Here is a 14,227-nt window from a genome sequence, read left to right as displayed (position 1 = left end):
ACATGACCCTGGTATTTTTTATTTGTCTATTGCTGATCCTATATGGCTATTTTATTTATCCGGCGGTGCTGTATTGGCTGTCGCAAAAATACGGTGAAGAGCCGGGCAGTTGCAGCGATTATCCTGATGTCGCAATCGTTATTGCCGCGTTTAATGAAGAGCAAAGCATTGGTCAACGAATTGAGAATTTACAGCAATTGCAGTATCCAGGCCAATTGCACTTTTATATCGGCTCTGATGGTAGCAGCGACAATACCAATGACATTTTGGCGCAAATAGATGACCCGCGTTTGCAGGTGTTTGCATTCAGTGAAAACCGCGGAAAAATAAGTGTGCTTAACGATCTAATGGCACAAGTTGAGCAAGATATCGTGGTGTTAAGTGACGCCAATACCGAGTTTGCCGTTGATGCGGTAAGCGAATTGGTCAGTGGCTTTGTCGACGGTGTTGGTGCGGTGTGCGGCAAACTGCATTTATATAACAAGCAAGATAATCAAAACCAAGACGGTATGTATTGGCGTTATGAGAACTTTCTCAAATTTCATGAATCCCGATTGGGCGCCTTACTGGGTGCCAATGGTGCTATCTATGCGATGCGCAAATCTTTGTATCAACCCTTGCCCAAAGACACCGTCGTCGATGATTTTACCATCGTCATGAATGTTAAAAAGCAGGGCTATAAAGTTGTCTATCGCACGCTGGCAAGTGCGCGAGAAGAAGTAGCACCATCTTTGGGCGATGAGTTTGGTCGTCGCGTCCGTATTGGCTTAGGCAATTACAAAGCGTTAAAACAGTGCCTTTGGGCGCTAGCCCCTGAACATGGCATTTTGGCCTGGTGTTTTTGGTCGCATAAAGTCGTGCGTTGGTTTATTCCACATATGCTGGTGCTGTTGTTATTCAGCAATTTATTTTTACTACAACATGGTTTTTTTCAGTTCACCTTATTAGCGCAAATCGTCTTTTATGGCGTTGCATGGCATGCCATACACAAATTACAAAATCACAATTATGTCGCCAGTTTACAGGCTACCGCGGCATTTTTTCTATTAATGAACTTGGCTCTGCTAAAAGGCTTTTGGCAGTTCTGCCTTGGCAATAAGCAAGGCCAATGGCAGCGCACCGCAAGAGGGGGTGATAGCTAGATGTTTATGTTAGTTGTTCTATTACTACTGATACTCGGCTCGGTGGCGGTTTTACGGGTCATTTATCAAAAGAATATGCATATTTGGTTGCCATCTTTCTTGCGTGCAAAGCTAAACAAGCCAAAGGTAAGCGGTACCAAGCACGTGTTGTTTTGTTTTGCCGATCATTTTGAACCTATGTGGCGTACCGATGATATTAACGTCGAGCGACGCCGCGTTGATCGCTGGTGTAAAGACTATCGCGTGATGGCAAGCAAACATAAAGACAGTGACGGTTGTGTGCCTAAACACAGCTTTTTTTATCCCGCTGAAGAATACCGCTATGAGCACTTGGCGAAACTATCCGCATTGTGTGCCGAAGGTTTTGGCGAAATCGAAATTCATTTGCATCACGACAATGATACGCCGGATAACTTTTGCCAAACCATGCGAGAATTTGCGCATACCCTGCATTATGAACATGGCGCATTGCCCTATTGTTCGCAATCGGAACAAATAAAATATGCGTTTATTCATGGTAACTGGGCCTTAGATAATTCCCGTTCAGATTGCATGTGGTGTGGGCTCGATAATGAGTTGCAACTGCTTAAAGAAACCGGTTGCTATGTTGACATGACCTTGCCGTCTGCACCAAGTGAGACACAAACCCGCAAGGTTAACTCTATTTATTATGCCAGCAATGTACCTGGCAAGCATAAGAACCATGATTGGGGCGTTGATGTACAAACTAATGTCGCTGCCAGCGGTGACTTGATGCTTATTCAGGGGCCACTTGGCTTTAATTTTAAAATGCCGGGGCGCAAAGGTGTGCCTCATATTGAAAATGGCGATGTCAGAAAGAAATTGCCACCAATTCCAGCGCGGGTCGATTTGTGGGTAAATTCACATATTCATGTTAAAGGACGACCGGAGTGGATTTTTGTCAAAGTACACACCCATGGCACGCAAGACGATGATATGGAGACGCTACTTGGTCGTGCCCGTGATGAAATGCATGACTATTTAGAGCAAACCTATAACGATGGTGAAAACTACCTGTTGCACTACGTTAGTGCCAGAGAAATGTACAATATTGCTAAAGCAGCGGAAGCCGGTGAACAAGGTAACCCGAATCAGTTTCGGGATTATGAATTAAATAAACCTTCATTTCGCTCGGTGGCGGTTAAGGAGGCGTAGTGAAGGATTCGATACTGCGCTTAAAAAGTCGCTTGATTCGTACTTTGAAGCTGGAAAACCTGCTGTTCAAGTTTTTGCCGAACGGCATTTATGTGTTTAATTTACATCGTATTGGCGATCGCCATAGTTGTCAGTTTGACCGTAATATTTTTTCCTGTGGTGTCGACCAATTTGAACAATTCCTGTTACTACTTAAAGCCAGTTTTGACGTGGTCGATGTTGCTACGTTATCGCAAATTCTTGATGAACAGCAACCTATCAATAAACGTTTAGCCGTCATTACCTTCGACGATGGCTACAAAGACTGCATTGATAAAGCCGCGCCGTTATTAGTTAAATATCAATTACCTGCAGCATTTTTCATTACCACTGATTTTGTTGGCAGTGAACGCATTCCTTGGTGGGATGAAATGGCATTTTTGTTGCGCCAGTCTACTGGCCGCATATTTAAAAGCTTGAGTACCGGGCAAGACATCAATCTGCAACCGAACACCATTGAAAAACAAATCGCGCAAGTCATATTTACCAGTAAGCGAGACAACAATCACACTCTAGTGCAGATTCTTGACGACATGCGCGAGCAGTTTCCTCAGGCACGGGCGCAACTAGCGCAACAAAGTAACTCGTTATTTATGAACTGGCAGGATATTCACCAGTTAAAAGATATGGGTATGGACATCGGTTCGCACGCCAAAACTCATAATATTTTGGCGCGCATGAGCACAGAACAACAACTGCATGAATTGACTTTATCTAAACAAGTTCTTGAGCAGCAACTGAATCAACCGATTAAATATCTGGCGTACCCGGTGGGGCGTTATCACTGTTTCGATCAGCACACTCTCGACAATGCAAAAGTCGCGGGATACTCATTAGCGTTTAACAATGAAAAAGGCAAAAATCGCTTTATTTCAGAACGTTACAGTATCAATCGCTACTGCTTTGATGAGGGTGATCTTTCCACTTTAAAACTGAATTGTATTGTATGGTAAAGGCAGCTAAAGCATTGATCCTAGCGACGGGACCTAATGGTCTTGGGGCTTTGCGCAGCCTGCAAAAAGCCGGCATTAGCTGTGATGTTATCGTTGATAGCCATGATGATGTCAGCTGGTATTCCCGTATCCCTGTCAACAAACAACGCTTTAATCATGATAACGATAGTGAATTGATGTCGTTGCTGCGTAGCTGGCCCGGCAAAAATCAGGTGTTGATTCCTACCTCCGATTGGTACGTTAATTTTATTGAACGTCATCAGCAGGTATTATCGCAAAAGTTTAAGTATGCCTTGCCGTCAGAGTATAAAAATGGCGATTTTATCGATAAGCGCGAAGAAGTATTAAAGGTACAAGCGTTTGTCAATTTACCGGTATCGATGACGCATTTACCTGACACTGCTGAGACCTTGGTAGAGCAATGTCAATTGCCGATTATAATCAAACCGCGTAGCCACCAGCACAACGTTTTTGCCCGCAAAAACTTGGTGGTTAACAGCCTTGGTGAGTTGCAAGATTTTTACCAGCAATACGCGAGTCAATTGGATATGTTTATTGGCCAACACGTTATTGCTGGCGATGACGACAGCCAATGGGTATGCAATTGTGTTTTCGATCGACAACATCAACTGGTCAGTTATTTTACATTTCAACGCTTGCAGTTATCACCACCGCATTATGGCGTCACCTGTCATGCACGCAGCGACTATAACGAAGACATCATAGAGCAAGTATATAAGCTCGGTATCGGTTGCCGTCTCGTTGGACCGGTTATGGTGGAGTTTAAGTTTGATGCCAGTGATGGCAAATACAAATATATTGAACTCAATCCGCGGCTTGGCATGTGCAATTATTTTGATAGTCAGTGCGGCGTCAACAACGTATTCGCGTCGTACCAGGTTGCCTTGAATCTACCTGTGCCGTCTTACCAACAGCAAAATGGCTGTTACTTTTTGAGTTTTTACGAAGATTTATATTCGCGCTATCGAGATGGACAGAGCTTCGCCGACATATGCAAAGCATATTGGCGCACCTTAGGTAGTCGTTACTTTTTTATCTATTTTAGCTGGCGCGATCCTTGGCCCGCCTTGGTGGTTGGTTACGTGCAACTTAAGCGCTCCTTTTTGGCATTAACCCGAAAGTTTAGCAGGGGGGATAATGTTCGGCTTTAACCTGCAATTAGATATGAACAGCGATCCACTTGCTTGGCCACAATCGGCGCAGGTTGATGTCGCTGACTGCAGTCAGAATTGGTTGGATGAAACCTTAGATAATGGTGATCGCCTGCTGTTATTTGGTTATTTCTGGGGATGCTCGCTAAAAGAGTTGCGTGCCGACATGCAAGCTCGACAATTTACTAAGTTATGCAATTTAGATGGTCATTTTTGCGGTGTAATTATTAGCCAAGGCAAGGTGTTCTTATTTGTTGATCGCTATCGCGGCAAAGGTATGTATTGGCGCCAAGTCGAGCAACAATTGCAGCTCACCAGTCATTTACAAAACTTTCCGGCCGGTGATTTGCAGTTCAGCCAGAAAGGTTGGCAGCAATGTACCCGATTTAGATTGGAGACTTGGTACCAAGGTTATTATTTGTACATTGATCGCTTACCAACACGAAGCTATGCGGTTATAGAAAAACATCAGCAACAGGTGTCCCAATACGATTGGAATAATACAGCGCTCAGTCAAACCAATTTTGAACAGCAATGCCAACGTACGGAGCAAGCGTTGTTTAATAATTTACTGAACGCCAAAAAACAGCACCGTAAAGTGGCAATTTTGCTCAGTGGTGGTGTTGATAGTTCGCTATTGGCTGCGATGTCCAAAAAGGTGTTTGAGGACTGTATTTTAGTCTCTGCTCGTTATAACAATTATCCTGGCGAATTGGCCATGGCCTCTAAGTTTGCCGGCGCCTTGAAGCTGCCACATTTGGTGGTTGATATCGATGAGAAAGACATTGAGCATGACCTGACGACCATTCTCAAGCATTATCGCAAACCATTGAGGCACTACAGTTCCTTGGTGATGATGGCCATGCTTAAAGCAATACCAACGCAATATACCGGTATTGTTTACGGTGAAGCGGCTGATACGGTGATGGGTTCAAACGCGGTAAAGAAAGCTAAGACCAGATTAATGCTAAAACGCTGTCTACCAAAACAGTGTGCATACCTCATTGAAAAACTTAGCTTAGCACAGTCGGGGAAATTTAAGTTTATTCAAGAGGCTCTGAAAAGCTCTGAAAAGTGTATTTTGTTGCGCAGCTTCGCCATCCAATTTAAACAACATTCGTTGGATTTCTGGCAATCTCAATGTCCAGAATCAATCAGTAATATGGATAAAATAGATTGCGTCAGCTTGGCTGAGGATGCGTCTCGTATTGGCGTCATGAATTTCGCTATCGATAATGAGGTGGCACAACATTATGACGAAACTGAGGCCATCGCTGAGCTAAGCAATAGGCAAATTATCTCGCCATTTATGGACCAACAGGTATACAACATCTCACTGTCGTTAACCGATAAGCAGTATTTCGGCAGTAAGTGGGCTAAACCCATTTTACGACACTTAGCGAGTCAATATTATCCTCGCGATTGGCTTTATCAACAAAAGTTAGGCTTTCCCGTACCTGCCAGACAATGGATAAAAGGTCCGTTACAGGCTTTGGCATGCGAGGCTGAAACTATCCTCGATAGCTTGCATGTTGATTATTCGCAACTCAGCCATGATACAGATTATGAGGTGTATTGGTTGTTAGTGAATTTGCACTTATTGGCGCGTTTCAATGGCGGTAGCTACCTCACTGATTTATTTTCTCAAAGCCGTTGTACCGACAACAAATCAACAGTCTCGTCCAGTGACGATGTAGGTATCAATTTTCAACGTAACAAGGAACGTGCATTAAGATGAGCTTGAAATACGCCATTAAATCCCAATTGCGTCATATTGCCAATAATAGTTTGGGCCGATTGCATCTGCGCCAACAAAGCGACAAAGAGAATATTTTGTTGTTTTCAAATCGCCGTGGTGGTTCGACTTGGCTAATTGAATTGCTGTCAGCCGAACCTAGAACCAAACGCAGCGTAGAGATTTTTGATGTCACCTTAAACCACAATCCGTATCGTCATCGTTTGCCGCAAGCCCAAGACGGTTTTTTTGTCGATTTGAATGACAGCGAAAAACAACAATTATTAGACTACTACCGAGATATTGAATCCGGGCAGATTGTTTACAACACGCAATGGAAGTTTTGGCAGCCGCCTTATAATTTTGTTTATGACCGGCAAATATTTAAATTCTTTTACGTAAAAAACTATATTGCCGATTTCGCTGAGAATTTCAGTGGTCAAATCATTTTTCAAATGCGCCATCCTATTGCAACGGCGATGTCGATAGATAGGCTTGGCTGGCCTTGTTGCGCCCAAGCGTATCTTTCGAGCCAGCAACTGGGCAGTTTACTGACTGAACAACAACGTCATGTCGGGCAGCAAGTTTTGCAACATGGCAGCTCGCTTGAAAAGCATGTGCTAGGTTGGTTTTTAGAAAACTGGATACCAATTAGCTTAGCGCCGAAATCATCTTGGCTGGTGCTGCAATATGAACATATGGTGCGCAAACCCGAAGATACCGCCAAGCAATTAAGCTCGCAGTTGCAATTGACCGGCAGCGAGCAGTTTATGGCCAATTATCGCAAGCCATCATACAACGCATTTGACTCGCGACAAAAAATTGAACGCTATGACGAAGAGCAATTATGTGAAGGTTGGCGCGACAAATTAGACATTAGCAAACAGCCATTACTGGCTGAGATTTTTCAGGCCTTTGATAACCCATTTTACCGGTGGGACTACTGATATGGCGTTTACGGTAAAACACATCACCAGATTAGAAAAATTGCTCCCTTATCGGCAAGCTTGGGAGCAGTTGCGTCAAGAGGTTAATCTTGGTTTTTGCAGCAGCTTTGATTGGTTGTACTTATGGGCGGAACGTTATCTGAACAAATCAGATAAGCTGGCGGTGCAATTGTATTATAACGAGCAAAAACTGGTTGCTGTGATACCTATTTACTTTCAATCGACTTGGTCAGGTCTAGAGTTGTTTTTCCTTGGCCAAGGCGAGTCTGAGCATGAAGAAGTCGCCAGTGAATTTCAGGATTTTCTACTCGACTCGACTTACCAGAAAGAAGTGTTTACCGCCTTTAATCGTTACCTTAAATCAATGACTAACCTGCAAAGGTTGCAATTCAGTCAGGTGCTAAGTAACAGTCATTGTGCTCAGTTTTGCCAAAATTATTTACCTGCAGATGCTGATTTTATTGAGAGCGCAAGTCGCGTTCGTTACTTTTTGCCTGTCGCCAATTATGCTCGTTCCATTAACAGTGCCAGCGCACGCCGAAAAATGCTCAAGAACCTCTCTGAATACGGTTTGACCTTGGTCTTGCCCGATAGCATCAAAGAGGTTGAAAACATGTATCAACAGCTGGTGGCCTTGCATCAGTCGGCATGGCGCGCCAAACAAAAACCTGGTGCATTTAGTAGCGCCAAGTTTATTGAATTTCATCGTCAGTATATACGCAAACTATGGCAGCAAAGACGGATTATGATGTTTGCGTTACAGCGCGAGCAGCAAACCGTTGGTGTTTTCTATGGCGTCATCGACGGCGATATTCTCAGTTATTATCAGAGTGGCCTTGATATTCACGAGGTCAATAACATTGGTTATGTGATGCACGCACAAGCGTTAACCTTGGCGAAATCTAACGGCCTTTCACAGTATGATTTGATGGCAGCATCATCGGTGAGCTATAAGCGTTTTATCACCTCCAATACAGAACCTGTGGTTAGTTTACGCTGTCGCTTTTCGGCAAAAAACTGGGCGCAGAGGCTATTGGCATTTAAAGACAAGTTGATGGTCAACTTTAGGAGGCCAGTGATATGACCTTCCTGATCCTGTGCTTGTACTTTGTCTTCGTCATTATTCGTCCACACGAATGGTTTAAGGCGACCGAAGAATGGGAAGTGGCGCGATATACCGTATTAGTCTGTGCCGTGGCTTATGTCATGTTTGAGGATAATAAGTTCTGGCCTAAACAACTGACTTTGTTGTTAGGGGTGGCGCTGGCTATTTTATTGTCGATGCTGTTCACCGGCTGGGTTGGCGGTGGTGTTACTCGTATGGGTATCTTTTTTTTCTCATCGGTGATTCCGGTACTGCTTATCGGCAATATCGTTAAACATCAATGGCAGGTAGAGTGGGTGATGCGCATCATGGTGCTGGCGACCTGTATCATGGTTTATCACGGCTATGTGCAGATGAATTCCCCACTTGGTATCGGTTGGTCTGGGCAAGGTTTGATCATGGATCGCGCCACCTATATTGGTGTTTACAGCGATCCCAATGACTTTGGTATGTATGTGCTTATCACCTTGCCAATGATGTTTTATTTGCTAGGACAAAGCCAAAGCTTTTTCGGCAAAAATTACTATCGCTTAGCGATATTAGCAAGCATGTACGGTATATGGATTTCAAATTCCCGAGGCACCTTAGTTGGTGCTTTAGTACTTGCTGGTTATTACTTTTATAGAAAATTTGGCATGGTTAAATCGTCGATTGTCGGTGTTATTACCTTTCCTGCGATTTTATGGATAACCGGTAAGTTTAGAACCATCGATTTGGATGAAAATTCAGCGCAAGATCGGGTCTTAGCCTGGTATGACGGCTTTCATATGTTTCTCGATAATGTGCTGTTTGGTATTGGTAAAGGCTGGTTTACCGATTTTCACGAACTGACCGCGCATAATTCGTATATTTTGGTGATGGCAGAGCTGGGGCTATTCGGCTTTGTTTTTTGGTTTGGTTGCCTTTGCTTTTCTATGTTGCAGATGTCCGGCGTCTTTGCCGATAAGGTCAGCAAAATACAAACCACCATGTTTTACAGTTTATTAGCATTCGCGTCGACCGGGTTTTTCTTGTCTCGAAGCTTTTCTAATATTCTCTATATCTTGCTTGGTTTAAGTGCTGCAGTGTGGTGGCAAAAATACCATCAGGATAAAGAAAGCAAACCGTCAACGAAAAAAGTGAAAGGCGATGAGCAGACATTTGACATTGCTGAAGTGCAAACGAAACAAATGAGCATGGCGTTGGTGATAGCACCGATTGCCGTCGTATTTATTTATTTAGTCATTAAGATTTTGTTAATTATATAACGATGAAAGAAAAATTTAAGAAAGCTATATCAATTTTCAAGCAAATGATGGATATGCCCAGCGTATCTATAGACTTGCAGTTGGATAAAACAGGCAGCAATGATCCGTTTTTTAAACAGATCACTGAAGAGTTTTATAGTAATGCGATGTCGCGACACAACAAGTACTTTTTAGTGCGGCAGTTGCAATACGGTGTGGCCTTATTTGCGGCACCTGAGGCGGACAAAGACTACTTCATGAGTATCGAAAGTTCTGCCAGACGCAATTATCGCAAAGCGGTGCGTTTTAACTATGAAACCCGGCCAATTAATTTCAACGAACATTTGGACGATATTTGGGATATTCGCAAATCGGCTAAAGTTCGACAAGGCAAAATGCCGGCTGACTTTATCAGCCAAAGACCGCATGAGCGCACCATCCACAATAGTAACAATGAGTATCATGACTATTGTTATTACGGCGTTTTCGATGAAGACCAAAAGCTCGTTGCTTATGCTGGGTTTTTAATTGCCGGTCAGTTGTGCATGCTTGAGCATATCTACGGTCACGCCGATGTACAAAAACTCGGGGTGGTGCCACAGCTTATTATTGATGCCTACCAAGACATTACCGAACGCCATCCACAGGTAAATTTCTATGCCTATGGTTCATTTTTTGGTGCCAGTGATAACTTAAAACGATTTAAAAAGAAGATGGGCTTCAAGCCATATCGTGTTGATTGGCAGCTGAATTGATAAAACGACAATGAAGATAGTGCATGTGGTGAGTAGTTTGAATATGGGAGGAGCTGAACGCTTTGTCGTTGATCTTGCCTGTTTTCAACGTCAGCAGATGGGTGACGACAGCATCATATTATCCATGGGACAAAGCTCTGATGCGCTATTTGAGCAAGTTAACAACAGCTCACAAAAACTGCTATTAGCGAGCAAGGTAGGGCAAATAAGAGCGATATGCCAAGACGCCGATGTTGTTCATGTACACTCAAGTTACTGTTTATTAAGAGTCACATTAGCGCTCATCGGTTTAACAGCGAAAATGGTTTACACCCGCCATAACCAACACCCATTACTGAGTCTTAAGTGGCGAGTATTGTATCGATTGGTGTTTATGCGATTGCATAAAGCCATCTTTGTTAGTGACGCTGCGCAAAAAAAATTCGTCAAACACTATCCTCAATACCAAGATAAAACCCAAGTGGTGTTAAATGGCTTGTCGGCGATTGATATCAGCCGCGAAAAAGATCGCGAGCAAGGGTTATTAAACATCGTTCATGTGGGGCGCTTTGTCGCCTTAAAATCGCAACATGTGCTAATTGAAGCGATCAGTAAATTACCGCTACCGAGTCGACAAAAACTGGCGGTGAATTTTTATGGCGACGGCCCTTTAATGGCACAAAATAAGCAGCGTGCAGCGGCCTTTGGGCTTGAGCAAATCAGCCACTTTCACGGCAATGTGCAAGATAGAGAGAAAATATATCAAACCGCCGATCTGTTAGTCGTCACCTCAGAAACCGAAGGTTTATCTCTGGTTATTCTTGAAGCATTTAGCTGTGGCGTACCCTGTGTTGCTAGTCGTGTTGGGGGTAATGTTGAATTGGTAAAACCGCAACAAACAGGCTGGCTTTATGAGTATGCAGACAGTGATGCACTGGCGCGAATCATCAATGATGTGATTACCGAGCCCGCTAAACTAGAGCAGGCTGCGACCCATTGTAAAGAGTACTTTTTTGCTCACTTTACCATGGATGTTTGCGCACAAAATTATCATCAGGTTTACCAGTCATGAGAGCCATAATGCAAACCGCAATGGCTGGTTTTCACTTATACAGTGAGTACATCTGTGGCATGCTGATATCGATCACCATTGCCCGTTCATTGACTACCACTGAATACGGTTTGTATTCCAGCATTATTTTTGTTGCCAGTGTTTTTACCCTGTCGGTTAACGCTGGCATGAACATCAATGTCACCAAGTTTGTTGCCGAAGTGAAGCACAAAGCGCCGGATTACTTAGCGGCATTTTTTCACTTAGTGAATCGCTTGTTTTTAATACGCCTGTGTATCGCCATTAGCATTATTGCCTTGGTGATTTGGTTTGATTTTGACTTTGGTGTTTCCGCTAGTTTGGTGGCGTTTATTCTGTTGGGTGCGTCATTTAAAGCGCGTTACATGTTGAATTTGGCGATAATGAAAGGCATTCGCCGTTTTGATAAAGTTGCCTTGGTAAGTTTGATTGTAAACCCTCTTAACCTATTGGCGGTGATCATCTGTGCGGTGTTATTACCGGGATTGACTAATTTCTTAATTATTTACGCGGTCACCTGTTTATTGTTTTGGCTGGTGGTAATTCGTATTAGCAATGACCTGCCCAGTGCGCAGTTTAATGAGCAATTTGAGCAACACTATCGAAGCCGCTTTATCAAACAGATGATCAGTGCCACTTTTGTGGTGATTTTTGCCGGCTTTACCTTTCGTCAAAGTCAGGTATTGGTATTACAAAGCAGTGATTTTCTCGAAGCCGCGGGCTTTTTTAACATCGCCTTTATTCTCTCCGGCGCGGCAATAACATTGGTACCGGGTATCTACAAAGAGATTTTGCTACCTAAGATTGTCGTTGCCAGAGAAAACAAGGCCGCCGTCGGTGAAGTGTTACAAGCTGAACGCTATTTGATTATTCTCGCTGGTCTGGTGATATTTCCGCTGATTATCTACGCCAAAGAAGTGATTGCTCTGTTGTATGGTGAGCGTTATATGGCAGCGGTGCAACCATTGCAATGGTTGATGTTTTTCAAATTTATTGGCTTATTAAAAGAGGGAGCTAATTTGACCTTGATAAGCCATGACAAGCAAGATGTGCTTGCCTGGGTAAACGCAGGGGTGTTTGCCTTGATGTGTTTGCTTAGCCTGCTGTTAGTCAGTAATTATGGCTTGATGGCGGCGGTTTGGGTCTATGGCAGCTTGTCGATCGTGCAATTGATTGGTTATATGCGATTTGCTAAACCGTTTGATTATAAAATGATGCCAATAACAAGCTTGTTACGCATCCTTATTCCAGGTATATGCATGGCACTTGTGGTGATGTTTTTGAATCGCTATATAGATGGTTGGTGGCGCGTAATACCCGGAAGCATAGTGTTTATTATTGGCTACGTACATTTACTGGTATTTTTCCGCGCCTTTGATACCACGGGGCAGCGCTTATTTCATTCCTTACAACGCAAGTCGCCACAACCTCTTAAAATCTACTTTCGTTGGGCGAGCCAGCGTTTAACGCCAGAATAATCAGCGATTAAAATTGTTCAAGAATTAACGACGTCGCTTGCGTTAACTTAATGCGTTCTGCATTGCTGTCACTGGCTTGTTGCTGTGACACCCAAAAAATACCATCAGGGTGGTGCATGCCACTTTTGATATTGTCCGCCATATAGAAATAGTCAAAGAATCTATGGCGCTGACCGTCAATAACAAATTCACTGTCTTCATCGATTAAGCTATTCGCGGCACAGCCAGCGAAGACCTTATCGTCTTCTAGAACCAGTTTAAGAAATGGGGTGCCATCGCCAAAGGTAACGCCTTGTAATGCCTGATAGGCGGTCTCAGCTTGTTGCGTGTCGTTGAAACGCATATGAAACTGATGTGACATAACAGGACTGACATCGAGCAATCCGTCGAAGTTAAATAAACTGACCACCTGGTCAAAATCAGTTGGTCGATAAAAGCGTCTGCCACCATGCTCTTCTTCGGCGGTAAACGGTTGTTGGCTTAATGCTGAAGATAATACGATACAGGTATCTTTATCGGCCATTTTCATAATTCGACCTAATAATTGGTCATGATTTTGATAGGCATATTCGATGGCACTACCAAACTCTTCTAACTCTTTTTCACTGGCTTTTACCGCGAATTTTTGCGGCTCCATATAGCGCCAGTATTTATGTTGAAAATGCGCCGTTGAATTAGAGAAAAATACCGAAAAATGTGGGTTGAATTTCTTTAAGCCATAGCTGAATAAATCAAGCTGCAACCAATCAAGAATAGTGGCTTTGCGCCAGGCGCACGAGTCGCCGGTGTAGCGTTTCCAAAATACCGAGGCAATATGCTTAATGGTGGCGATGGATAAACCACGGCGCAGCATAAAGCTTAAAAATTGCAGATAGCTTGCTGCACCCAGTTGAAATTTTTCATTGGAATGTTCCTGCACGTTGGCTCGAACAAAATTGAAAAACGTATTAAATTCTGCTGGAGACGCTTTGCTGTCCAGACTCCAAGGGTCTGGTAATGCCCAAATATTAGGGTCATTGCTGTCGTATTTAATGTTCATGCCTCCGCATAACCAAGAGCGAAGGCCTTTTTTCGATAAGCGATCCCATATCGAGCTTTGTTTGAGGTTTTGCGCTTCGCCTAAACGAAATACCTTATGTTCATCATAGGCAACCCCAGTATGTAAGGTAACCCATTGGATCCAAGGTTCTAAGTATTCAATGTCACAGTTAGCATCGGTGATAAATTTTTGGCTTTGCGCTGCTAAGCGCGAAAAATTGGGAAGTTTGCCTTGCTGACAAAACTTATCTATAAGGCTAGGACAGAGCTCATTAAACTCAACCAAAATGACTTTTTTAGATTTCACGGTAACCCCAGAAAATGGTTATTTTTTTAAAGTGTAGACCTTAGATAGCATCTTCGCTAAATCAACAAGGCCCAGCGGTTTAGTA

At 43.4% G+C, this 14,227-nt stretch carries 12 protein-coding genes; 11 read left to right on the top strand and 1 reads right to left on the bottom strand.

All coding sequences use genetic code 11. From position 1 onward, the window contains the following. Positions 1 to 2 precede the first annotated feature (2 nt). Genes HII16_RS07570 through HII16_RS07520 form a run of 11 tightly spaced genes read left to right on the top strand, consistent with a single transcriptional unit; the run spans position 3 to position 12,797 of the window. A complete protein-coding gene (locus HII16_RS07570; RefSeq protein ID WP_169128914.1) occupies positions 3 to 1,142 on the top strand; it encodes a glycosyltransferase family 2 protein in 1,140 nt (379 codons plus the stop codon). Further along, positions 1,143 to 2,318, top strand: coding sequence for a hypothetical protein (locus HII16_RS07565; protein WP_169128912.1), 1,176 nt, complete (start codon positions 1,143 to 1,145; stop codon positions 2,316 to 2,318). Continuing rightward, positions 2,318 to 3,310, top strand: a complete 993-nt coding sequence (locus HII16_RS07560) for a polysaccharide deacetylase family protein (RefSeq protein ID WP_169128910.1) — start codon at positions 2,318 to 2,320, stop codon at positions 3,308 to 3,310. The genes HII16_RS07565 and HII16_RS07560 overlap by 1 nt, the downstream gene beginning before the upstream one ends. Then, positions 3,304 to 4,482 (top strand): hypothetical protein, encoded by a 1,179-nt coding sequence (locus HII16_RS07555; RefSeq protein ID WP_169128908.1) that lies wholly within the window; start codon positions 3,304 to 3,306, stop codon positions 4,480 to 4,482. Before HII16_RS07560 ends, HII16_RS07555 begins: the two co-directional genes overlap by 7 nt. Further along, positions 4,469 to 6,220 (top strand): asparagine synthetase B family protein, encoded by a 1,752-nt coding sequence (locus HII16_RS07550; protein ID WP_169128906.1) that lies wholly within the window; start codon positions 4,469 to 4,471, stop codon positions 6,218 to 6,220. Before HII16_RS07555 ends, HII16_RS07550 begins: the two co-directional genes overlap by 14 nt. Continuing rightward, positions 6,217 to 7,164: a hypothetical protein gene (locus HII16_RS07545; protein ID WP_169128904.1), complete on the top strand. Its 948-nt coding sequence runs from the start codon at positions 6,217 to 6,219 to the stop codon at positions 7,162 to 7,164. The genes HII16_RS07550 and HII16_RS07545 overlap by 4 nt, the downstream gene beginning before the upstream one ends. Position 7,165: 1 nt before the next feature. Then, complete coding sequence (locus HII16_RS07540; RefSeq protein WP_169128902.1) at positions 7,166 to 8,248, top strand: GNAT family N-acetyltransferase; 1,083 nt, start codon at positions 7,166 to 7,168, stop codon at positions 8,246 to 8,248. Then, entirely contained in the window at positions 8,245 to 9,516 is a 1,272-nt protein-coding gene (locus HII16_RS07535; RefSeq protein ID WP_169128900.1) for an O-antigen ligase family protein, read from the top strand. Before HII16_RS07540 ends, HII16_RS07535 begins: the two co-directional genes overlap by 4 nt. Before the next feature lie 2 nt (positions 9,517 to 9,518). Then, positions 9,519 to 10,250, top strand: a complete 732-nt coding sequence (locus HII16_RS07530; protein WP_169128898.1) for a hypothetical protein — start codon at positions 9,519 to 9,521, stop codon at positions 10,248 to 10,250. A 28-nt stretch (positions 10,251 to 10,278) separates the two neighbouring features. Continuing rightward, complete coding sequence (locus HII16_RS07525) at positions 10,279 to 11,301, top strand: glycosyltransferase family 4 protein (protein ID WP_211183444.1); 1,023 nt, start codon at positions 10,279 to 10,281, stop codon at positions 11,299 to 11,301. Next, the gene (locus tag HII16_RS07520; protein ID WP_169128894.1) at positions 11,298 to 12,797 is read left to right on the top strand and encodes an oligosaccharide flippase family protein; all 1,500 of its coding nucleotides are present in this window, start codon (positions 11,298 to 11,300) and stop codon (positions 12,795 to 12,797) included. Before HII16_RS07525 ends, HII16_RS07520 begins: the two co-directional genes overlap by 4 nt. Before the next feature lie 7 nt (positions 12,798 to 12,804). Here HII16_RS07520 and HII16_RS07515 read toward each other — a convergent pair whose 3' ends face one another. Continuing rightward, entirely contained in the window at positions 12,805 to 14,142 is a 1,338-nt protein-coding gene (locus HII16_RS07515) for an alkaline phosphatase family protein (protein ID WP_169128892.1), read from the bottom strand. Positions 14,143 to 14,227 lie beyond the last annotated feature (85 nt).

It is taken from the genome of Thalassotalea sp. Y01 (genome assembly GCF_012932945.1).
Lineage (GTDB): Bacteria > Pseudomonadota > Gammaproteobacteria > Enterobacterales > Alteromonadaceae > Thalassotalea_A.
This window is presented reverse-complemented; position numbering and strand designations above follow the sequence as displayed.